The organism is Enterobacter cloacae complex sp. P47BA (genome assembly GCF_014930485.1).
Taxonomy (GTDB): Bacteria; Pseudomonadota; Gammaproteobacteria; order Enterobacterales; family Enterobacteriaceae; genus Enterobacter; species Enterobacter bugandensis.
Window position 1 is genome coordinate 126,636 of the sequence record NZ_JADBRF010000002.1, and the last position, 22,169, is coordinate 148,804.

Genomic DNA, 22,169 nt, shown 5'->3' on the forward strand with positions numbered 1-22,169 from the left:
TGCAAAGCGCTACCCACCGCTACGTACGAAATGATAGTTTATTCGGGCTGTAAGTGTTGCAATGATAACGTTCCCCTTTGTGTTCAAGTGACGAGTTTGCGAGCAAAGTGATGATTAAGTGGCCCTGGAAAACGAATGAGGCTGGCCGGGATATGGCGCTGCCGTGGGATGACGCGCTGGCGATCCCTGTTCTGGCGAATCTTAAGCCGGATGAACAATCGAAGCTGGTTCAGATGGCGGATCGTTTTTTGCAGCAAAAACGCCTGGTGCCGCTGCAGGGGTTCGAGCTTGATCCGCTGAAAAACGCCCGCATCGCCCTGCTTTTCTGCCTGCCGGTGCTGGAGCTCGGCATTGAGTGGCTGGACGGTTTTCATGAAGTGCTGATTTATCCTGCACCGTTCGTCGTCGATGACGAGTGGGAGGATGATATCGGGCTGGTACACAACCAGCGGGTGGTGCAGTCCGGGCAAAGCTGGCAGCAGGGGCCAATTATCCTCAACTGGCTCGACATTCAGGACTCGTTCGACGCCTCAGGCTTTAATCTGATTATTCACGAGGTGGCGCATAAGCTTGATACCCGCAACGGCGATCGCGCCAGCGGCGTGCCTTTTATTCCGCTACGTGAAGTCGCAGGATGGGAGCACGACCTGCATGCGGCAATGGATAACATCCAGGATGAGATCGATCTGGTGGGCGAAAGCGCGGCCAGCATTGATGCGTATGCAGCAACTGACCCCGCCGAGTGCTTTGCAGTGCTCTCGGAGTACTTCTTCAGCGCCCCCGAACTTTTCGCGCCCCGTTTCCCGGCGCTGTGGCAGCGTTTCAGCCAGTTTTATCATCAGGATCCGCTCCAGCGCCTGCGGCAAAATGAGGGCGCAGGCGGCCCTTCATCCCACCACGTCCATTAATTTTTTTCGACAGGGGTACGCTCGGTTAACCGTACCCCGATGCTCAGCGCTAAAAACAGCACCGCCACGCCAAAGGCCGCCGTCGTTAAATAGTGTTCGCCGAAAATGCGCGTCACAACGGGCACCAGCAGCGCGCTGACGCCATAGCCCAGCGTGTGGCTGGTCGCAATAGCGCCCGCCCCCTTCCCCGTGGTCAGGCGCTCGTTCAGCAGCAGCTGATAGCCCGGCGTTGCCATTGCCGCGCCGAGCGAAGTGATAGCAATCCCCACGTAGAACAGCGCCAGTTCGGCGATACACATTAGCGCCAGCCCAGCCACCATCAGCACCGCCGCCATGCAAAGCAGGGTCAGCGGGCTGAAATGCTGCGGACGAACCACCAGGAACTGCGCCGCGAGCGTAGCCAGCGCGGCCAGGCTCAGCAGGAGCGCAACATGATGGCTGATATCCCGGGCGTTGCCGTCCAGCAAGGGGCTGAGGTGCGGTGACAGGCCGAGCTGCATCAGGCTCACCAGCGCCGCCAGCAGCATCGCCAGCAGCAGGAACGGCAGCATGGACATCTGCAGACGGGTCGCCTGATGTGCCACCGGCGGCAGCGGCGGATCCGCCACTTCGCGCAGCACCAGCAGCAGAGCGATTAACGGCGCGATCGCCATCAGCCAGAGTGGCGCGACCGGGTTAACGCTGAGCATCAGCGCCGCCAGCGGAGGCCCCAGCAGGCGGCCGCAGCTGAGGCCGGAACTGATGGTTGCCAGCGCCGCCATGCGTTTATCCAGGCCCGCACGCTGAATGGCCCACGTCTGCGCGGCAGGCACCATGCCCGACACCGTCAGGCCATACAGCAGACGCGAGAGGATCAGCCCCGCCAGCCCCCAGGTGCTTTCCAGCCTCCCTGCCGCCATCGCCCATACCACCAGCGCCATGACGCCAAAGCTGGCGAGATAGCCGCTGAGGGAGGCCACCATAACGACCTTACAGCCGCGGCGCTCGCTCTGGCGTCCCCACCAGGGGGACGCGGGTAAAAAAAGCATGGAGCCGAACATCAGCAGCCCGGCCCAGACCGAGAGTGAAAGTCCGGTCAGGGTCACCAGCTGCGGAAGCATGACCAGCAAACCGTTTTGCCCGATGCCCAGCAGGCCCGCGCAGAGTGCCAGGGGCCAGTTGGCTTTGGAGGTGATGTTTTCGGTCAACGTTTCAGAATCAGCGCGCATGAGAATGTGAACATAGTGTCAATAAATGTGTGGAAATTATGAAGTTAATGAAAACAAATATTGCAAAAATAGTTGCGACTGTAAACAGAATGAATATCATAACGAGAATTATTATCAGTCATGGAATGAGGTACATCTATGCGTGCTCTGCCCCGCTCTGCCGGTACAGACGTTGCAGCCCAGTGTTTTTTAAACGCCCTGTTACGCGAAACGAAGGACTGGCGCTATCTCCCCGCAGCTGCAGCGGATGAGTTAGCGCACATTCATATTCCACTCTCTTCCTCCCAGGCCCTTCGGGTTCCGGTACGCTATTTCTCCCCAACCCAGCACCATCAGTACCGTTTCCCGGCAACGCTTATTCAGAGCGATAGCGACAGTGGTGACGCCGTCACCTTCACTCAACTGATTGATTTAATTATTGAAAAACCCTCAGTAAAAGGCTCACTGGATGCCGATACGCTGACGCGTTTTAAACAGCGCGCGCTGGAAAGCCATACCCATACCTGGCAGGCGATTGATTTGCGCCACGGCTGGGCAACGCTGCGAGACAAGCCGCTGACGTTTGCCGAAGCGGAACAGGCGCTGCTGGTGGGCCACGCGTTTCACCCAGCGCCAAAATCCCACGAGCCGTTCAACGAAACCGAGGCGCGCCGGTATCTGCCGGATTTCGGCTCCCGCTTCCCGCTGCGCTGGTTTGCCGTTGAGAGCACGCTCGTTGCCGGCGACAGCCTGAACGTCTCTCTGCGCGAGCGTCTGCTGCGCTTCGCCGCCCAGAGCGCGCCCGATCTGCTCGGCCACTTCACCGACACCCGCTGGCTGCTGCCGATGCATCCGTGGCAGGCCGACTATCTGCTGGAGCAGGACTGGTGTCAGCGTCTGGCGGCAAACGGTTCATTACAGGACCTGGGTGAAGCGGGCGCACAGTGGCTGCCCACCAGCTCCTCACGCTCGTTGTACAGCGAAACCAACAGCGACATGATTAAATTCTCCCTCAGCGTGCGCCTGACCAACTCCGTGCGCACGCTGTCGGTCAAAGAGGTTAAGCGCGGTATGCGCCTGGCGCGGCTGGCGAAAACAGAACGCTGGCAAGATTTACAGGCCCGCTACCCGACCATGCGCGTGATGCAGGAAGACGGCTGGGCGGGACTGCGTGATGAAAGCGGCGTCGTTCAGGAAGAGAGCCTGATGGCCCTGCGCGTTAACCTGCTGTTCGATACGCCAGACACCCAGACCAACGTGCTGGTCAGCCTGACCCAGGCCGCGCCTGACGGCGGTGACAGCCTGCTGGCCGCAGCGGTGCGCCGTCTTAGCCAGCGTCTGGATTTACCGCTCGCCCAGGCCGCCCGCTGCTGGCTGGACGCCTACTGCGACCGCGTGTTGCTTCCGCTGTTCAGCGCCGAGGCGGACTACGGTCTGGTGCTGCTGGCACACCAGCAAAATATCCTCGTTGAGATGCAGCAGGATTTCCCCGTCGGGCTGATCTACCGCGACTGCCAGGGCAGCGCCTGGACCGAAGGGGCCGACGCGTGGCTGAAAGAGGCGGGCGAAACCGACGTGGAAAACCGCTTCGGTGAAAGCCAGCTGCTGCGCTACTTCCCTTATTACCTGCTGCTGAACTCCACCCTTGCGGTCACCGCCGCTCTCGCCGCCGCCGGTTTCGACAGCGAAGAGCACCTGATGTCCCGCGTGCGTGACGCGCTGGCCGGGCTGCGCACGACGGCGAAGCAGACCCGCTGCCTCGACTACGTGCTCGACAGCCCGACCTGGAACTGCAAAGGCAACTTCTTCTGCTACCTGCACGATCGCAATGAGAACACCATCGTCGATCCGGCGGTGATCTATTTCGACTTTAACAACCCGTTTTACAAGGAGAAGGCGTGATGGCCATCGCGAATATCGTCCATTCCGGCTACGGCTTTCGCTGCACCGCAACGGAACAAAACCTGCCGCTGACGCTGGGTCTTGACGGCAGCGCGGTGCTGGAGCGCCTGACCGGGATCCCGGCCGGCTGGCTGGTGGAAGCCCTCGATCAGCTGTTTGTTGCCGCGCCCGCCCTGACCGGCATTACCCTGCCGTGGGCGGACTGGCAGGATGAACCCCAGGCGCAGGCGCTGTTTAGCCAGGCCCACGGGGATTATCTGGCGCGAGAAACCTTCTGGCAGCTGCCGCTGTGGCTGCAAGGCGAACGTCCGCAGGCAAGCGGCGGGATGCAGTTTGATGAGAGCCGCCAGCTGTACTTCCCGCTGCGTCCTCGTCGCCCGCAGGGCGAGGTGTATCGCCGTTACGATCCGCAAATCAAGCGCACTTTGAGCTTCCGCGTGGCGGACGTGGCGCTGGACGGCGAGCGTTTCACTCAATGGATGAATAACCCGCGCGTGAACGCCTTCTGGGAGATGGCGGGCCCGCAGGCCGAGCAGGAAAACTACCTGCGCCGCCAGCTTGACTCGACCTACTGCTACCCGGTTATCGGCTGCTTCGACGACCAGCCGTTTGGCTATTTTGAACTCTACTGGGCGGCAGAAGACCGCATTGGCCGCCACTACCGCTGGCAGCCGTTTGACCGCGGGCTGCACATGCTGGTGGGCGAAGAAAACTGGCGCGGCGCGCAGTATATCCGCAGCTGGCTGCGCGGCCTGAGCCACTATCTGTATCTCGATGAACCGCGCACCGCGCGCATCGTGGCCGAGCCGCGCTTCGACAACCAGCGCCTGTTCCGCCATCTGGCCTCCGCCGGTTTCGACACGGCGAAAGAGTTCGACTTCCCGCACAAGCGCTCGCGCCTCATCATGAGCCAGCGTCACCGCTTCTTCAATGAGGTGGGCCTGTGAACGCGCTCTGGCAGAAAGTGAACCGCGAGATGGTGGCGAAGATCCTCGCGGAGCTGGAATACGAACGCACCCTGCGCGCTGAGCCCGTTTCATCGGACGGCTGGCGCATCGCCATGGGCAACGAGTGCTGGCAGTTTCGCGCCACGCGCGGGATCTGGGGCTGGCTGCATATCGACCCGGACAGCCTGATCGCCGCCAGCGGCGCCGCCGTGGAAGCGGAGAGCGCGCTGCTGCAGCTGGCGACGGTGCTGGAGATGAGCGATGCGCAAACGGCGGAGCACATGGAAGATCTCTACGCCACGCTGCGCGGCGACATGCAGCTGCTGCAGGCGCGTGAAGCGCTGGACGCGGACGCGCTGATCCAGCTCGACCCGGACGAATTACAGTGTCTGATGAGCGGTCATCCGAAGTTTATTTTCAACAAGGGTCGCCGCGGCTGGGGGCTGGACGCGCTGCGTCAGTACGCGCCTGAGTATCGCGGGCGTTTTCGTCTGCACTGGGTCGCCGTTCAGCGGGAGCATCTGGTCTGGAGCAGCGACGCCGATTGCGATATCAACGCTCTGCTGGCAAGCGCCATGAACAACGCCGAGCGCGCCCGCTTTGACGCCCATTGGCAGACGCTGGCTCTCGATGACGGCTGGCTGCCCGTGCCGCTGCACCCGTGGCAGTGGCAGCAAAAAATTGCCATTCATTTCCTTGCTCAACTGGCGCGCGGTGAAATGGTTGAGCTGGGCGAGTTTGGCGATGAGTACCTGGCCCAGCAGTCCCTGCGCACGCTCACCAACGCCAGCCGTCGCGCGCCGTATGACATCAAGCTGCCGCTGACCATCTACAACACCTCCTGCTATCGCGGCATTCCGGGCAAGTACATTGCCGCCGGTCCTCTGGCCTCGCGCTGGCTGCAGCAGCAGTTCGCCGCTGACGCCACGCTGATCCGCTCTGGCGCGCAGGTGCTGGGCGAACCCGCCGCCGGGTATCTGTCGCATCCGGGCTACGCGGCGCTGCCGAAAGCGCCCTACCGCTACCAGGAGATGCTGGGCGTGATCTGGCGCGAGAACCCATCCTGCTATCTGCAGGACGGCGAACAGGCGGTGCTGATGGCGGCGCTAATGGAAACCGACAACGCCGGGCGCCCGCTGATCGACGCGTGGATTAAACGCTCGGGGTTAAGCGTCGACGCGTGGCTGGAAAAGCTGTTCGAGGCAACGGTGATCCCGTTCTACCACCTGCTCTGCCGCTACGGCGTGGCGCTGATTGCCCACGGCCAGAACGTGACGCTGGTGATGAAGGACTACGTCCCGCAGCGCATCCTGCTGAAGGATTTCCAGGGCGATATGCGCCTGGTGGACGAGGATTTCCCGCAGGCGCAGAGCCTGCCGGAGCAGGTAAAAGCGGTGACGGCGCGCCTGAGCGCGGATTACATCATTCACGACCTGCAGACCGGCAACTTTGTGACGGTGCTGCGCTTTATTTCGCGCCTCACGCTGCAAAGCGGCGTCAGTGAAACGCGTTTCTATCAGATCCTCGCCGGGGTGCTGCACCGCTATATGGCCGCGCACCCGGAGCTTGCGGAGCGCTTTGCGAAATTCGATCTGTTTAAGCCGCAGATTATTCGCGTGATCCTCAACCCGGTCAAACTGACCTTCTCCGAACACGACGGCGGCAGCCGCATGCTGCCGAACTACGTTACCGATCTTGATAACCCTCTTTTTCTGGCCTCCCGGGAGTCCGCGCAATGAAAACCTATGATTTCATCGGCATTGGTATTGGCCCGTTTAACCTCAGCGTCGCCGCCCTCGCAGAAGGTCTGGACGGCTTTAGCTCGCTGTTCCTTGAGCGTAAACCGCACTTCTCGTGGCACCCGGGCATGATGGTGCCGGACTGCCACATGCAGACCAGCTTCCTGAAGGATCTGGTCAGCGCCGTGGAGCCGACCAACCGCCACAGCTTCCTGAACTATTTGGTGCAGCGCAAAAAGTTCTACCGCTTCCTGACCACCGAGCAGCGCACGGTTTCCCGCGAAGAGTTTGCGGACTACCTGTGCTGGGCGGCGGATAACCTCACCAACCTCGCCTTCAGCCAGCAGGTTCAGCAGGTGAGCTTTGATGAGCAACGCGGCCTGTTTGAGGTGGTGACCCAGCGCGACCGCTTCCTCGCGCGCCACGTCTGCGTGGGTATTGGCAAACAGATCAACCTGCCTGACTGCGTCACGGCGCAGGACGAAACCTGCTTCCACGCCAGCGAGATGATGCTGCGCACGCCGGATCTCGCCGGCAAGCGCGTCACCGTTGTCGGCGGCGGACAGAGCGGCGCCGACCTGTTCCTGAATATTTTCCGTGGCGAATGGGGCCAGCCGCTGAGCCTGAACTGGGTCTCGCGCCGCAACAACTACAACGCGCTGGATGAAGCCGCCTTTGCTAACGAGTATTTCACGCCGGAGTATGTGGACAGCTTCTCCACGCTCGGTGAAGAGGCGCGTCGTCAGATGCTGCACGAGCAGAAGATGACCTCCGACGGCATCACCACCGAGTCCCTGCTGGCGATTTACCGCGCCATGTACCACCGCTTCGAAGTGCTGCGTGAAAAACCCTGGGCGCACCTGATGCCGTCCCGCTCGGTGACTGCCCTGACGCGTCAGGAAACCGGACATCGCCTGAGCATTCAGCATCACCTCGACGGCGGCCACGAGCAGCTGGAGAGCGACGTGGTGATTTTCGCCACCGGCTACCGCGCCGTGCAGCCCGCGTTCCTCGCGCCGCTGTCTCACCGCCTGCATCTGGATGCGGACGAAGCGTTCTGCATTAACAACGATTTCACTCTCGAATGGGACGGTCCGCAGAGCAATCGCCTGTTTGCCGTGAATGCCGGGATGCATCGTCTCGGCATTGCCGAACCCCAGCTCAGCCTGATGGCCTGGCGCGCGGCGCGAATTCTGAATCGCGCTCACGATGACGAGCCGTTTGAACTGGCGACCACCCCTGGCGTTATCCACTGGCGAAGCACCGCCAGCCCGGAGAGTAGCCAGGTTTTTAAATCTTTAGCAAAAACGACCGAGTACTGACACACACATTCAGGATCAACATAACAATGAAACGTTCTCATCTTTGGGTTTTAAATCCTTGCTTGCTTGCAATGCTTTCTACCTCTGCGTGGGCGGAAGAACAAAAGGAAGAAAATATCGTGGTCTCTGCCAGCCGCGCGCACCGCAGCGTGGCCGAGATGGCGCAGACCACCTGGGTCATTGAACGCTCTGAGATCGAGCAGCAGGTTCAGGGCGGGAAAGAGATTAAAGAAGTGCTGGCGCAGCTGATCCCGGGTATGGACGTCAGCAGCCAGGGGCGTACCAATTACGGCATGAACCTGCGCGGCCGCTCCATGATGGTGATGGTGGACGGCGTGCGCCTGAACTCGTCCCGCAGCGACAGCCGCCAGCTCGACTCCATCGACCCGTTCAACATTGACCGTATCGAAGTCATCTCCGGCGCCACGTCACTGTACGGCGGCGGCAGCACCGGCGGCCTGGTGAACATCGTCACCAAAAAGGGCCAGCCGGAGACCGAAGTTGAGTTCCAGACCGGAGCAAAAAGCGGGTTTAACAGCCACAATGACCACGATGAGAACGTGTCGGCTGCGGTCAGCGGCGGCAACGACAACGCCTCCGGTCGTCTGTCGGTGTCGTATCAGCGCTACGGCGGCTGGTATGACGGCAACGGCGACGAGGTGATCATCGACAACACCCAGACCGGCCTACAGTATTCCGACCGTATTGATGTGATGGGAACAGGCACTCTCAACATCGACGATCACCAGCAGTTGCAGCTCACTACCCAGTACTACAAGAGCGAATCCGACGGCAAGCATGGGCTGTATCTCGGGAAGAACTTCTCGGCGGTAACGGGCGATGCCACCGCGTACAATAAGGATAATCTCGACTCTGACCGCGTGCCGGGCACCGAGCGCCATCTGATTAACCTGCAGTACTCCAATACTGATTTCTGGGGCCAGGATCTGGTCGCGCAGATTTACTACCGTGACGAGAGCCTGACCTACTACCCGTTCCCGACCCTGACCAAAGGCGTGGTGAGCAGCATCGGCGCGTCGCAGCAGAAAACCGATTTTTACGGCGGCAAGCTGACGCTGAACAGCAAGCCGGTGGACGATTTGACGCTGACCTGGGGTGTCGATGCCGACCACGAAACGTTCGATGCCAACCAGCAGTTCTTTGACCTGAGCAAAGCGGCGGCGAGCGGCGGCATGGAGCTGGACAACGCCTACAACGTGGGCCGTTATCCGGGCTACAGCATCACCAATCTCGCTCCGTTCCTGCAGGCGAGCTATGACATTGACGCCATCACCCTGAGCGGCGGCGTGCGCTACCAGTACACCGAAAACAAGGTGGATGATTTTGTTGGCTACGCCCAGCAGCAAGCCATCGCCACCGGTAAAGCCACCTCCGCCGACGCGGTGCCGGGCGGGAAAACCGATTACAACAACTTCCTGTTTAACGCCGGGATCCTCGGTCGTCTGACCGAACAGCAACAGCTGTGGTTTAACTTCTCCCAGGGCTTTGAAATTCCTGATCTGGCGAAGTACTACGGCTCCGGCACCTACCAACTCAGCAACGGCCACTATCGCCTGCTGAACAGCGTGAACGTCAACGACTCAACGCTGGACGGCATCAAGGTCAACGCCTACGAGCTGGGCTGGCGCTTCACCGGCGACAACCTGCGCACGCAGGTCGCGGCGTATTACTCGCTCTCGGATAAAACCATCACCATCAACAAGACGGATATGACCATCAACCTGGAAGACGACAAGCGTCGTATCTACGGGATTGAAGGCCAGGTGGACTATTTCTTCACCGACAGCGACTGGAGCACCGGCGCGAACTTTAACGCCATCAAGTCTGAAACCCGCGAAAACGGGAAGTGGGAGAAGCTGACGGTCGACAGCGCCAGCCCGTCGAAAGCCAGCGCATGGGTGAACTGGGCGCCGGGCGACTGGACCCTGCGCGTGCAGAGCACGCAGACCTTTGACGTCTCTGACGCTGACGGCAAGAAGATCGATGGCTATAACACGGTCGATTTCCTGGGCAGCTACGCCCTGCCGGTGGGGAAAGTCAGCTTCAGCGTGGAAAACCTGCTGGACAAAGACTACACCACCGCCTGGGGCCAGCGCGCGCCGGGGCTGTATAGCCCAACCTACGGTGCACCGGGCCTGTACACCTATAAAGGCCGCGGACGTACGTTTGGTCTGAACTACTCCGTACTGTTCTGATCCTTCGCGCCGCCTGCGGGCGGCGCATTTCGTTGTGTAATTTCAACGCAAATTTGCTATAAAATCAGCGATTTGCTGAAATAGTCGGCAAACGAACAAAAAGCGCGTTTTCACCCTTTGACAAGGCGTACCGAGGTCGATAATATGCGCCTCGTTCACACGATTCCTCTGTAGTTCAGTCGGTAGAACGGCGGACTGTTAATCCGTATGTCACTGGTTCGAGTCCAGTCAGAGGAGCCAAATTTGAAAAGCCTGCTTTTAAAGCAGGCTTTTTGCTTTTCTGCGTCTCTGATGTTAATTCAGAATCGCATCCAACCTGGCAAGTACCTCATTTACAAAGGCGTCAGGTATGCGTTCCAGCCGCATGCCGTTCCGGGCAGCCATATCAATGGTTCTGGGCTGGTCACAGCGAATAACGCCTGTTGTTTTTGTCCCCGCCCCTTCCAGTGAAACGGTGAAACCTGCCGTGCGAGCAAAGTTACCGCCGCTGGTGACGGGAACCACTACCGGTAGCCGGGTCAGCTTGTTAAACGATGCCTTCGACACGACGAGAACCGGACGTTTTCCGCTTTGCTCATGGCCAGCAATCGGATCCAGTGAAACAAGCCAGATTTCCCCTCTGTCCATTTACAGGATCTCCTTGCCCACCGCAGGCGCATCAATCCATTCCCGATCCTCTTCACTCATTTCAGCGTGCGGATCGCACTGCGCCAGCAGCTCCTCAAGCGAATAATGAGGCCGTTTTTGGGGTTCAATGATCAGGCAGCCATTGCTGATGGTCATGCCGACTTCGCTGTCCATCGACAGCTCCAGCGTTTTCAACACGGCGGGAGGAACCGCCAACATGATGGATCCGCCGACCTTTTTCAGGCGAGTTTTATACATAGCGCACCTCCTGATATTATATTTTAATATAACATTCATGCCAGGAGGTGCGCAATTATTCATCAGATTCATGGTGATTTCCTTTTCGTAATTAAGTGGGCAGAGAGCCGTTATCCATCGAAGGGCAGCGCTGGTGGGAACGAATTGCGTCACTAAGAAGGCTGATAATAAAAAACTGTTTTTACGGTTAAAAGAATTATGGCGGATCGGATAAACGAAATGCGAGGCGGCTTCCGCATCGGGAGCATTGTGGGGGCCATGCTAAGGTCAACCCCCTCATGGCTTCATAACGATGCGGCCAAGCGGTTTCGCTGTCTCGGCGTATTCATGGGCCGCGGCGGCGTCAGCCAGGGGGAAGATGCGGTCAATGACAACCCTGATGCGCCCTGCCGCTACAGCCTGCAACATCTCGTCTACGCTTGCCCGAACCTCGGGCCTTTCAAAAAGGGGGCCCATGAATACCCCCATGAGCGTCTGGTTAGACTGCATTGCCGGCCATAAGTCGGCTGTCAGGCTGCCACCGCCCGCATTACCGACGAAAACGAGACGCCCTTCCGGCGCGAGTGCAGAAAGCGACGCAGGCAACGTCGTCCCTACCGGATCGATGACGAGGTTAACACCGGTGCCACGAGTGACCTGTCGGACACTCTCCACGACGTTATTCTCTACACGATCCACAACATGATCGGCCCCCAGTTCCAGCAACCGGTTTTTTCGCTGCGTTCCGCTTGCCACGGCGATGACCGTCGCGCCAGCTTGTGAGGCAAGCTGAACGGCCGCGAGCCCCACGCCACCCGCTGCTGCCTGAATCAGAACGGTTTCTCCGTGCCGGAGCATGCCTCGTGTGAAGAGGCAGTGATATGCTGTTCCAAAGGAGATCGGTACCACCGCCGCTTCTGCTGCATCCACTCCGTCTGGTATAAGCAAGGTTCGTTCCGCAGGCACAGCCCAACGTTCCGCATGCGATCCCTGCATGCTAAAAGCAGTCACTCTGTCTCCAACCTTGCGGCTACGAACTTTCGACCCGACGGCAACCACCGTCCCCGCGGCCGCGTAGCCAACGATCCATGAAGGAAAAGGCGGCGGAGTTGAACGTCGGTTGATCAGATCTCCCCCTTCAATCGAGATAGCCTCGACAGAAATCAGCACATCGTCAGGCCCTGCGACCGGATCCGGAACATCGACATACTGCAGGACGCCGGGAGCGCCTTCCACGTCATAAACCGCTGCCTTCATAAATTTTCCTCTGACTTGCCTTTTGACCGTCGGAAAGATCCGTAACGCTCAGGGTAGCCTGGCAATCACTTTTATCTCAAACTGGAATCCGTACAGCCACGTCACGCCGATCCCGGTCAAGGTTGGGTAAGGTGCTTCCCCCCAGTATTCTGGCAGGACACTCCAGATAGCGTCGAGGTTTGACTCGGGATCGACAACAAAAAGGGTAACGTCAACCACGTCATCGAACGTGCAGCCCGCAGCCGTGAGAACAGCATTAAGGTTATCAAACGCCAGACGGATCTGCGCTTTTATATCCTCTTCAGGCGAACCATCTTCCCGGCTACCCACCTGCCCCGAAACAAACAAGAAGCCATCAGATTTGATGGCGGGTGAATAGCGATTGCGCTCATAGAGCGCCTGGCGCCCGAAGGGAAAAACGGCTTCGCGTGTTGTCATATTTGTACCTTTGTAATGGGGCGAACTCTGCCCGGTGAACGTAAAGAGACTTTACAGCTGCTGAAGCAGAGGGATAAACAGGCGACTTTGTCCATCATTGTTTGTAATATCCAAACAATCGGTGAAAAGAGAGGACATGGGATGGATCGTTTTGATGCGATGCGCGCCTTTGCTCGCGTGGTGGAGGCAGGCAGCTTCACAAAGGCTGCCCAAACGCTCCATATGAGCAAAACCACGGTGACGCAGCTTATTCAGCAGCTGGAAGCGCGCCTGCGCGTCAAGCTGCTCCATCGCACCACCCGCAGGCTCGGCGTCACTCCCGATGGCGCGGTCTACTACGAGCGCGTTATCCGCCTGCTGGCGGACATGGAAGATGCAGAAAACAGCCTGTCCAGTGCGGCGATGACGCCCAGGGGACGCCTAAGGGTGGATGTGCCCACTCCTCTCGCCCGCCTTGTGCTGGTGCCCGCGCTACCGGCTTTTCACGCGCGCTACCCTGATATCCACTTTGACATGGGCGTAAGTGACCGGGTGGTGGATCTGATCGGCGACAACGTGGATTGCGTCCTGCGGGGTGGCGAAATCAATGACCAGTCACTGATCGCACGCCATGTTGGCGATTTGCAAATCGGTGTTTACGTTGCACCGAGTTATGTGGAACGCCTCGGCGCCCCCGCGCATCCGCGAGAGCTGGAAAACACGTACCATCGCATCGTGGGATTCTTGTCCTCACGCACCGGTAAGATTGATCCTCTGGTGCTGCACGGTGAGAGTGAACGTATTGAAATTACGGGCAACTATGTGCTTGCTGTGGATGATGGCAATGCTTACCTCGAAGCTGGGCTAGCGGGATTGGGCGTGATTGCGCTGCCGGTTTATATGGCGGCAGCACATCAGGCTCGCGGTGCCTTGATTCCGCTATTTGAACGCTGGCGTATCGCTCCAATGCCCCTGTACCTGGCATTCCCGCCTAACCGCCATGTCAACGCTAAACTGCGCGTTTTTATTGACTGGATTGTTGAGTTGATGCAGCAGCATGTCCCTACTTCTACCATTAAGTGACTACATCTATTCGCTCATCACCGCCGATTGGTGGTCATTCAGGCGGTTTTGACAGAAAGGGAAATATTTATTTGTTTGTTTGTTACTGGCAAAGTCGAACCCATCAGAGGAGCCATTTTTGAAAAGCCTGCTTTTGAAGCCGGCTTTTTGCATCTGTGACTCACTAATAGTTACCAAGCGGATTCTTTTCACAGGCAATACCGCAAATGCCCTCAAGTTCGGCTTCGAGTGTTTTAACCAACGATTGAAGGTAGTCTGGCCCTTCCTGATACTGGCGACGTTGTAACTGGTATTCTTCGGTAGAGAGCAAAGTTAATCGTTCTTTGACTCGCTCACCGCATGACGCTATCTCTTCAATAAAATCAACATCATAAAATGGAAGAATTTCTTTAGTTTTGTTATTAAAAACGATGACTTTGACGCTATGAGCATCCAGAACTTCAATGAATTTTTTATCACAGGTTAAGATTGCGGGAAAAAAGAATGCCGCTTTTTTATCAATATTTAAGGTAATAACAAATTCGAGAAAGCGCTGATGGCGAAGATCCCAGGCCATACCTCTAACGTACTCCCAAAATCCCGCCGTATTACGGTTCACTTTGTGAAAAAAGGCTTCCTTAGAACCATTTTCAAAAAAACGCTTAGCGAGCAAAATCTCTCTAATGCCAAAGAAATGGGCTTCATTGTGAGTAAATTCTAGCAGTTCGAGTAATTTTTCCTGCACCTGCTTAGCACTTGTTTTTGGGTTCCGCAGGTGAATCGCGCACATTTTTAACACATATACATATAAGCGATTATAGTCACGAGCCAGCTCTTCCATTAGCGACTTATTTATAAACTCATAATTTTTACGTGCCATATATTGCTGCGTTTTAGCTATAATTTCCTGTTCAGACACATTAAATTTTAACTGCCTATGCTGCTGCCAAGCCGCAACATCCAGGTTGCGTAACATCTCATAAGCTCGAATGCGTTCGAAGATTTTTTCCTGTTTATTGAGATCGCTAAAATTACAAAGATTTTCGAGTTCATACAGCAAAGGATCAACATTGACTTCCTCTCTGGCGATGAAGTCAAAAATTTCTTCAAAATCATCGGGAAGTCGCGATCTTTGCCCTTCAAAGAAAGGCTTAAGATAACTTAATACCTGCGTATCGAGCGAGATAGAATAGTCGATGGGAAATGTAACGCGGTTACCAGAGATAAACATTTCTCTGAATATGTCTGGTGTAAGAATAAACACATGCGGCGTTTTGAATAAGCTACGCACGGCAGAACCACTGCTGAAGTTCCTGTTAACCGATAAGCCCGGAGTCGCACCTTTCTCCGCTGCAAAAATGAAGGTATAATCGTCAAGATAGTGGTAATAGAGTGCATATTGTTGAACAGCTGCCTCAAGATTTCCTGAGTGGCAGATATCATAAATAAAATCATGAATAACATTTGCCATTGTGCCCTCCCGGCATCGACCTAGCCTCCATTTTTAACACGCCTAAGCTTTTGCTATCAATATTCAGTATTTATTCCTGCATGCATACTTCATAAAATTTATGCCGCGATACTAACGCACCGGGCATAAACGATAACAGACTGCTTGTCTAAGCTGGATTATTAAATCTGATAATCAATCGCCACTTCTTCCGGCTCCATGACCTGGCGTTTGATCTCGTCCACCGACAGCCCGGCATTGCACAGCTCGATAAAGCGCCACACATAGTTGCGCTGCAGCTGCCCGCGCTTCAGGCCCAGCCATACGGTGTTGGCGTCAAACAGATGACGCGTGTCAAGACGCACCAGGTTCCCGTCTTCGCGTTCGCCGCTGGACTGTTCCGCCACCAGGCCAATGCCCAGACCCAGCTCGACGTAGGTTTTAATCACGTCAGAATCCTGCGCGCTCAGCACGATGTCCGGCGTTAATCCTTTACGGTTGAAGGCCTCGTCTATGCGCGAGCGTCCGGTTATGCCCTGGCGATACGTAATCAGCGGCCATTTCGCGATCGCTTCCAGCGTCAGTGGTGAAACCTGATTCAACGGATGATCGAGCGGGAGCAACAGGCTGTGGTACCAGCGGAACCAGGGGAAGGCCACCAGCAGCGGGTCGTTGCTCAACCGCTCGCTGGCAATGCCGATATCTGCCCCACCGTTTTGCAGCAGCACTTCAATTTCCTGCGGCGTGCCCTGGATAAGCTCCAGACGGACGTCAGGGAAAAGTTCGCGGAAGGCTTTAATCACCGGCGGCAGGCTGTAGCGCGCCTGGGTGTGGGTGGTGGCGATGGTGAGCACGCCCGAGGCATCGTTGGTGAAGAGATCCGCCAGGCGACGCACGTTGCTGGCCTCGTTGAGGATCCGCTCAGCGATGGCGAGCAACGCTTTACCCGGCTCCGTCATGCCGAGCAGCCGCTTGCCGCGGCGGATAAAAATCTCTATGCCCAGCTCCTCTTCCAGCTCGCGGATATGGCGGCTGACGCCGGACTGAGAGGTATAAAGCATATTGGCGACCTCGGTCAGGTTGTAGTCCCGCCTGGCCGCCTCGCGGATAATTTTAAGTTGCTGGAAATTCACGATTCACTCCGGCGCATCTGACATAGCTCTATTGTTAGAGTCAGCCGAGCTGCAGAACAAATAATAAAAACCAGCATCTTATGCTTTTATGGAATATCAGCTCACGAGCTGGAGCTCACGGTTCTCAAGCGACGGCTTGCTGACCAGCGACATTAAAATCTCTTTTACCGCCTGCGCCTGAGGCGACAGCGAGCCACGAGCGGACATGTTCAGCGACAGCGGCAGGCTCATCGAAGGCGTGGTGATCCGCGCCATCCAGCCGTTTGCCGCACCGCACAGCGAGCGCGCGGCGGATTCCGGCAGTACGGTGACGCCCATTCCGCTGGCAATGGCTGCGGTCAGCGTGGAGATTGAGTCGATTTCGCCGATGATTTTGGCCGTCAGGCGGCGCAGGGAGAACGCTTCGTCCACGCGCACGCGCACGGCGCTGTAGTCGCGCGGCAGATAGAGGTTCATCTCTGCCACGGCGGTAAGATCGACGCTCTGGCCCGGACAGTCGCGGGTGCCCACGAGGTAGAGATCTTCCTTGAGCAGCGGCTGGCTGGTGATCCCGGCAACCGGGGAGCGATCGTAAAGGACCGCCATGTCCAGCTGGCCGTTGAGCAGCTTGTCATTCAGTACAGAACCACTGTTTTCATGCAGATAGACCAGCACTTCCGGCAGCTCGGCGCGCACGGCCTGCAGAAGCGGCATGGTGATAGAGGACGCCGCCGTTCCCGGCGCCAGCCCGATAGAAACGTGCCCGCTCAGGGTCTGGCCCACGTTGTTCACCGCCAGCTGCGCCTGTTCACACTGACGCAGGATAGTGCGGGCATGGGTATACAGGATCTTGCCTGCTTCCGTTGGCGTGACGCCGCGTTTGGTGCGGATCAGTAACTGCTGATCCATCTCGCCTTCCAGAGTAGCCACCTGCTGGCTCAGCGCAGGCTGCGCGATGTGCAGCACTTCTGCCGCTTGAGTCAGGCTGCCGATATCGACGATTTTTACGAAGTATTTCAGTCGTCTTAAGTTCATTTTGCCCCCTGTTCGAAATGCATTGCCGGAACCGGCTGTCGTTGTTGAACAGGTTTTGCAATATGAATGCCACTTTTACCGTGCGGTCTGAATTGTTCGCTAACCGCCTGAAAATAAGGAAACCTAATCATGGAGGGGTGATTTATTACTGAAACAGCAGTTTACGATCTGCCCCATTAGAGGTATATCCGCACCATTACGGTGCATTCCGCTGTCAAAAACATCATTTTGCCGATTTTGTCAGCAAACGATCAAAAGGCGTTGATCCACCCTTTGACAAGGCGAACGCAGGTCGATAATATGCGCCCCGTTCACACGATTCCTCTGTAGTTCAGTCGGTAGAACGGCGGACTGTTAATCCGTATGTCACTGGTTCGAGTCCAGTCAGAGGAGCCAAATTTGAAAAGCCTGCTTTTAAAGCAGGCTTTTTGCTTTTCTGCGCAAGGTAAATGCAAAACGGCAACTAGGTTGCCGTTTTTAGTGTGTTCCCCCTCTCCCGTGGGAGAGGGTTGGGGTGAGGGCACCAGCCCGCACTATGCCCTCACATGCCGATTTTAACCGGCATCCCCGACCGCCGTTCCAGTTCAGCGCCCGCCCCCTCGTTTATCAACTGTGTCTGCTGTGCGGCGGAGATGGGCAGAGGCACTTTCCGGCTCGATTCAAATTCCGCCCGGTTACGCGACAGCGGTTCGTGAACCTCCACCCAGCGGCTGCCGTCCGGCTCCGTGGTCACCTTAACGGGCCGATCGATAAGCTGCACGCGGGTGCCCACGGGGACATTATCGAAAAGATATTTAATGTCGTTGTTACGCAGACGAATACAGCCCTGGCTCACCCGCAGCCCAATGCCGAAATTGGAGTTTGTGCCGTGTATGGCATATAGCCTGCCGATATATATCGCATACAGCCCCATCGGGTTATCCGGCCCGGCGGGCACGAAGTCGGGCAGCGTTTTCCCCTCTGCCGCATAGGCACGACGCGTGTTCGGCGTAGGTGACCAGGTGGGGCCCTCCTGCTTGCGCTCAACCGCCGTGACCCAGTTACGCGGGGTTTCGCGACCGGCCTGACCAATGCCGATAGGCAATACTTCAACGGTATTGCTGCCCGGCGGATAATAGTAGAGACGCATTTCCGCCACGTTAACGACAATCCCCTCGCGCACGGTGTCGGGTAAAATCAGCTGCTGAGGAATGACCAGCCGGGTGCCGGATTTGGGCAAAAAAGGATCAACGCCCGGGTTCGCTTCCAGCATATTGCTGAGCCCAAGCCCGTGCTGTGCAGCAAAGGCCTCAAGCGGTAACGTATTGCGCTCGGGAACGGTGATGGTAATCGGGGTTCCCACCAGCCGACTGCCTTCCGACGGCAGGGTATAGGTTACGGCAAACGTACTGGGAACAGCGGCACACAGCGTAAGGACGAACCAGGTAAGTCGCATCATAATTTCCTGTGCTCACAAAAGAGAAAGCCTGGACTCAGGCAGGCTTTCTCAGTTTACGCTATTACGCTTCGATTTTACGCCATCTGCGCGTCAGCACTTTTTCCGCCTCGACAATAAGGAACATCACAAAACCAATCAGGAAGGTAATGACCCAGTAGCGGAACGGCAGCGCTTCGGTGCCAAACAGCATCTGCATGAACGGGGCGTAAATGATAAGAAGCTGTAGCGCAAGCAGTACGCCGCTCACGATCCAAATCCCTTTATTCGCCAGCAGACCTTTGCTCAGCGAGAAGCCGTCATTAACGCGACAGTTGAGCATGTAGAACCACTGCGCGGTCACCAGGGTTTGCAGCAGCACGGTGCGGATGAATTCCGCCGAGTAGCCGCGCGGCTGTAGCCAGGCTTCCAGCACGAAGGCGCTAATGGCAATCATCAGACCGACAAACACCACGCGCCAGATGGCGTAGCCGTCCATCACATGCAGATTCGCCTTGCGCGGTGGCCGGTTCATGATGTCCTTCTCACCCGCTTCAAACGCCAGGCCAAACGACAGGGTTGCCGACGTCGCCATGTTCATCCACAGGATCAGGACCGGCGTCAGCGGAATCAGGTTCCCCGCCAGCAGCGCGATGATGATCAGCAGGGCCTGCGCGATGTTGCTCGGGATAACGAACAGAATCGTTTTTTTCAGGTTATCGTAAACCCGCCTTCCCTCGTGGACCGCACTGGCAATGGTGGCAAAATTGTCATCCGTTAACACCATGTCGGCGGCTTCCTTGGTGACCTCAGTCCCCTTAATCCCCATGGCGATACCCACATCCGCCCGCTTGAGCGCCGGGGCATCGTTTACGCCATCCCCGGTCATGCCCACCACTTCCTGTTTACTTTGCAGGGCCTGCACGAGGCGGAATTTATCCTCCGGGCTGGTTCGGGCGAAAATATCGTACTGCTGCGCGGCGTCGCTCAGCTGACGGTCATCCATCGCCTCCAGCTCACGTCCGGTGATTGCGCTTGCGGCGTTACCAATCCCCAGCATTTGCCCAATGCTCATGGCCGTTTGCGGGTGGTCGCCGGTGATCATTTTCACGCGAATCCCGGCCTGCAGACAGTCGGCAATCGCGGTAATGGCCTCCGGACGCGGCGGATCCATCATTCCTGCAATACCCAGCAGGATCACGCCATCATGGAGGTCCGGGTGATCCAGATCGCGCTGTCCCTCGCGGGCAGGTTTCCAGGCCGCCGCCACCATGCGCAGCCCTTCCCGGGCATACTCTTCAATCTTCCCTTCCCAGTAAGGTTGATTGAACGGCTGCAGTCCGTCATTCGTCTGCTGGTGCTGGCAGAGGCGGAACAGGACGTCCGGCGCGCCGGTGATTAAAATCGCCTCTTCTTCACCCAGTCGGTAGAGCGTGGACATGTATTTATACTGCGAATCAAACGGGATTTTACTGCGCATTTCCGTATCAAGCGGTGGGAGCGGGATTTTCGCCGCCAGCACCTTCAGGGCACCCTCGGTTGGTCCTCCGGTGATTTTCCACAGCCCCTGCTCGTCTTTGATCAGCTGGCTGTCATTGCAGAGGTCAATGGTGCGCAGGTAGCGTTCCAGCAGGGAACCCTGCGTCACGCTGACGGGCGTCGGGTCATCTACGGGGTGAATATTCCCCACCGGTTCGTAGCTGTCGCCCTCCACGCGATAGGTCGTGTCAGCGGTAATTACCGCTTTGACCGTCATTTCATTCATCGTCAGGGTGCCGGTTTTATCCGAGCAGATGACCGTCATTGCGCCCAGGGTTTCCACCGTGGGCAACTTGCGAATAATGGCCTTGCGACGCGCCATGGCCTGTACGCCAAGCGAAAGGATGATGGAAATGATGGCCGGCAGGCCTTCCGGCACGGCGGCAACGGCGAGGCTGATAAGCGACAGCACCAGTTCAGAAACCGGCATATCCCGGAACAGGAGGCTAAAGACGAACAGCGCTAACATCATCACCAGGATAGTGATGAAGATGGTCTTACCGAGCTTGTCCATCTGCACCATCAGCGGCGTGCGGTGCTTTTCAATGTCGGACATCATCTGGTTGATGTGGCCAAGCTCGGTCTCCCCCCCGGTGGCCACCACCACGCCTTTACCGCCGCCGGAGCTGACGGTGGTGCCTGAGTAGAGCAGATTATAGCGATCGCCTAAGGGCAGTTCCCCGCTTAACGCATCGCTGTTTTTCTCAACAACGGTGGATTCGCCAGTCAGGATGGCCTCCTCCACGCGAAGGTTATGCGCCTCAATCACGCGCAGGTCCGCAGGGATACGATCCCCGGCGCGGATCACCACGATATCGCCCGGGACCAGCGCCGTAGTGGGGATCGTTTCATGATTCCCCTGTCGTACCACCACGGCTTCGCTGGAGAGCATATTGCGAATACTCTGCAACGATTTTTCAGCATTGCTCTCCTGGATATGGCCGATCAGCGCGTTAATGATGGCAACCCCAAGGATCACAAACATGTCTACCCAGTGGCCCATAAAGAGCTTAAGCAACGCGGCCACCAGCAGAACGTAAATCAGTACATCGTTAAAATGCGCCAGGAAGCGCAGCCAGGCGGGTTTGCCCTTTTTTTGCGGTAACGCATTCTCACCATGCTGCTGAAGTCGGGCTGATGCCTCAGTGCCGCTAAGTCCTTCCAGAGTGGAGTGGATATTCGACAGGGTTTCATCAACGGTTTGTTGATAATACGGACGTTCAGGTTTTCCTGTTTTCATTGTTACTTCCTCAGGTTCTATTCAGAAATCACCTTGCTTTCATGAAATTAACGAATAACGAAAACAGGAACATGGGCGTAACGGACAATACTTGCCGCCTCCGATCCTAACAAATGGGTTTGAATATTTGGATTGCGGGAGCCGACGATAATCGCGCCAGCAGCAAGTTCATCTGCCAGCTTAATAACCTCATCACGAACATTTCCGCTGCGAACATGGAGGTGAACGCGCTCTTCTGGCAAATTCAATTTTTTGACCAGGTCAGACAGTTTTTCTTTTGAATTATTAATCATATATTCATCCATCTTTCGCGCATCTGAAATAAAACCACGCGTCAGCTCGGCTGAAAATTTTGGCATGACGTGCAGCAAATGAATGTCACCCAATGCGCTTTGCGCCAGAAACTGTGCATGCTGCAACGCTTTATCCGCCAGGCTTGTCTCATAGACATCCACCGGAACGAGAATGTTTTTATACATATCGAGCATCCTTTTTATAACCAACATGAGAGTGAATGAAGCAAAAAAAACGCATTAAATGCAGGGGGTTGCCCTTAAT

Annotated in this window: 18 protein-coding genes and 2 tRNA genes; 9 read left to right on the plus strand and 11 right to left on the minus strand. The window is 57.0% G+C overall.

The features are described 5' to 3' along the window. Positions 1–110: 110 nt before the first annotated feature. On the plus strand, positions 111–908 hold the full coding sequence (mtfA, locus tag IM299_RS04095) for a DgsA anti-repressor MtfA (protein WP_193357086.1): 798 nt from the start codon (positions 111–113) through the stop codon (positions 906–908). On the opposite strand, the gene IM299_RS04100 is transcribed toward mtfA, so the two are convergent. Next, positions 905–2,116 (minus strand): MFS transporter, encoded by a 1,212-nt coding sequence (locus tag IM299_RS04100; protein WP_193357087.1) that lies wholly within the window; start codon positions 2,114–2,116, stop codon positions 905–907. The genes mtfA and IM299_RS04100 overlap by 4 nt on opposite strands. A gap of 138 nt (positions 2,117–2,254) precedes the next feature. Here IM299_RS04100 and IM299_RS04105 point away from each other — a divergent pair, with 138 nt between their 5' ends. The 6 genes from IM299_RS04105 (at position 2,255) to IM299_RS04130 (ending at position 10,461) form a co-directional block, all read left to right on the plus strand. Continuing rightward, positions 2,255–3,997 (plus strand): IucA/IucC family siderophore biosynthesis protein, encoded by a 1,743-nt coding sequence (locus IM299_RS04105; protein ID WP_193357088.1) that lies wholly within the window; start codon positions 2,255–2,257, stop codon positions 3,995–3,997. Continuing rightward, on the plus strand, positions 3,997–4,944 hold the full coding sequence (locus tag IM299_RS04110; protein ID WP_193357089.1) for a GNAT family N-acetyltransferase: 948 nt from the start codon (positions 3,997–3,999) through the stop codon (positions 4,942–4,944). The genes IM299_RS04105 and IM299_RS04110 overlap by 1 nt, the downstream gene beginning before the upstream one ends. Next, positions 4,941–6,683 (plus strand): aerobactin synthase IucC, encoded by a 1,743-nt coding sequence (gene iucC / locus IM299_RS04115; RefSeq protein WP_320701357.1) that lies wholly within the window; start codon positions 4,941–4,943, stop codon positions 6,681–6,683. Before IM299_RS04110 ends, iucC begins: the two co-directional genes overlap by 4 nt. Next, positions 6,680–8,005 (plus strand): lysine N(6)-hydroxylase/L-ornithine N(5)-oxygenase family protein, encoded by a 1,326-nt coding sequence (locus tag IM299_RS04120; protein WP_193357090.1) that lies wholly within the window; start codon positions 6,680–6,682, stop codon positions 8,003–8,005. Before iucC ends, IM299_RS04120 begins: the two co-directional genes overlap by 4 nt. A 26-nt stretch (positions 8,006–8,031) precedes the next feature. Then, a complete protein-coding gene (locus IM299_RS04125) occupies positions 8,032–10,221 on the plus strand; it encodes a TonB-dependent siderophore receptor (protein WP_028013734.1) in 2,190 nt (729 codons plus the stop codon). Positions 10,222–10,385: 164 nt separating this feature from the next. Next, a tRNA-Asn gene (locus IM299_RS04130) sits at positions 10,386–10,461 on the plus strand. A gap of 54 nt (positions 10,462–10,515) precedes the next feature. Here IM299_RS04130 and IM299_RS04135 read toward each other — a convergent pair. The 4 genes from IM299_RS04135 to IM299_RS04150 form a co-directional block, all read right to left on the minus strand. Further along, positions 10,516–10,848, minus strand: a complete 333-nt coding sequence (locus IM299_RS04135; RefSeq protein WP_193357091.1) for a type II toxin-antitoxin system PemK/MazF family toxin — start codon at positions 10,846–10,848, stop codon at positions 10,516–10,518. Further along, positions 10,849–11,106: an antitoxin gene (locus IM299_RS04140; RefSeq protein ID WP_193357092.1), complete on the minus strand. Its 258-nt coding sequence runs from the start codon at positions 11,104–11,106 to the stop codon at positions 10,849–10,851. A 276-nt stretch (positions 11,107–11,382) separates the two neighbouring features. Continuing rightward, positions 11,383–12,342: a zinc-binding alcohol dehydrogenase family protein gene (locus IM299_RS04145; RefSeq protein WP_193357093.1), complete on the minus strand. Its 960-nt coding sequence runs from the start codon at positions 12,340–12,342 to the stop codon at positions 11,383–11,385. A 48-nt stretch (positions 12,343–12,390) separates the two neighbouring features. Beyond that, positions 12,391–12,780 (minus strand): RidA family protein, encoded by a 390-nt coding sequence (locus tag IM299_RS04150; protein ID WP_045629800.1) that lies wholly within the window; start codon positions 12,778–12,780, stop codon positions 12,391–12,393. A gap of 141 nt (positions 12,781–12,921) precedes the next feature. Here IM299_RS04150 and IM299_RS04155 point away from each other — a divergent pair, with 141 nt between their 5' ends. Beyond that, positions 12,922–13,842 carry a LysR family transcriptional regulator gene (locus IM299_RS04155; protein WP_193357094.1) on the plus strand — a complete coding sequence of 307 codons (921 nt, stop codon included), beginning with the start codon at positions 12,922–12,924 and terminating at the stop codon, positions 13,840–13,842. A 163-nt stretch (positions 13,843–14,005) separates the two neighbouring features. On the opposite strand, the gene IM299_RS04160 is transcribed toward IM299_RS04155, so the two are convergent. From IM299_RS04160 to nac, 3 genes are all read right to left on the minus strand, one after another. Next, complete coding sequence (locus tag IM299_RS04160; protein WP_048957156.1) at positions 14,006–15,292, minus strand: hypothetical protein; 1,287 nt, start codon at positions 15,290–15,292, stop codon at positions 14,006–14,008. 161 nt (positions 15,293–15,453) lie between these two features. Next, positions 15,454–16,404, minus strand: a complete 951-nt coding sequence (cbl, locus tag IM299_RS04165) for an HTH-type transcriptional regulator Cbl (RefSeq protein ID WP_063942253.1) — start codon at positions 16,402–16,404, stop codon at positions 15,454–15,456. 96 nt (positions 16,405–16,500) lie between these two features. Beyond that, a complete protein-coding gene (gene nac, locus IM299_RS04170) occupies positions 16,501–17,418 on the minus strand; it encodes a nitrogen assimilation transcriptional regulator NAC (RefSeq protein WP_028013742.1) in 918 nt (305 codons plus the stop codon). 320 nt (positions 17,419–17,738) lie between these two features. On the opposite strand from nac, the gene IM299_RS04175 reads away from it, so the two are divergent. Continuing rightward, a tRNA-Asn gene (locus tag IM299_RS04175) sits at positions 17,739–17,814 on the plus strand. 145 nt (positions 17,815–17,959) lie between these two features. Here the strand turns inward: IM299_RS04175 and ldtA are convergent. From ldtA to IM299_RS04190, 3 genes are all read right to left on the minus strand, one after another. Next, a complete protein-coding gene (gene ldtA, locus IM299_RS04180) occupies positions 17,960–18,856 on the minus strand; it encodes a L,D-transpeptidase (protein WP_193357095.1) in 897 nt (298 codons plus the stop codon). A gap of 61 nt (positions 18,857–18,917) precedes the next feature. After that, a complete protein-coding gene (locus IM299_RS04185) occupies positions 18,918–21,611 on the minus strand; it encodes a cation-transporting P-type ATPase (protein WP_193357096.1) in 2,694 nt (897 codons plus the stop codon). Positions 21,612–21,658: 47 nt separating this feature from the next. Next, a complete protein-coding gene (locus tag IM299_RS04190) occupies positions 21,659–22,090 on the minus strand; it encodes a universal stress protein (protein ID WP_028013745.1) in 432 nt (143 codons plus the stop codon). Positions 22,091–22,169 lie beyond the last annotated feature (79 nt).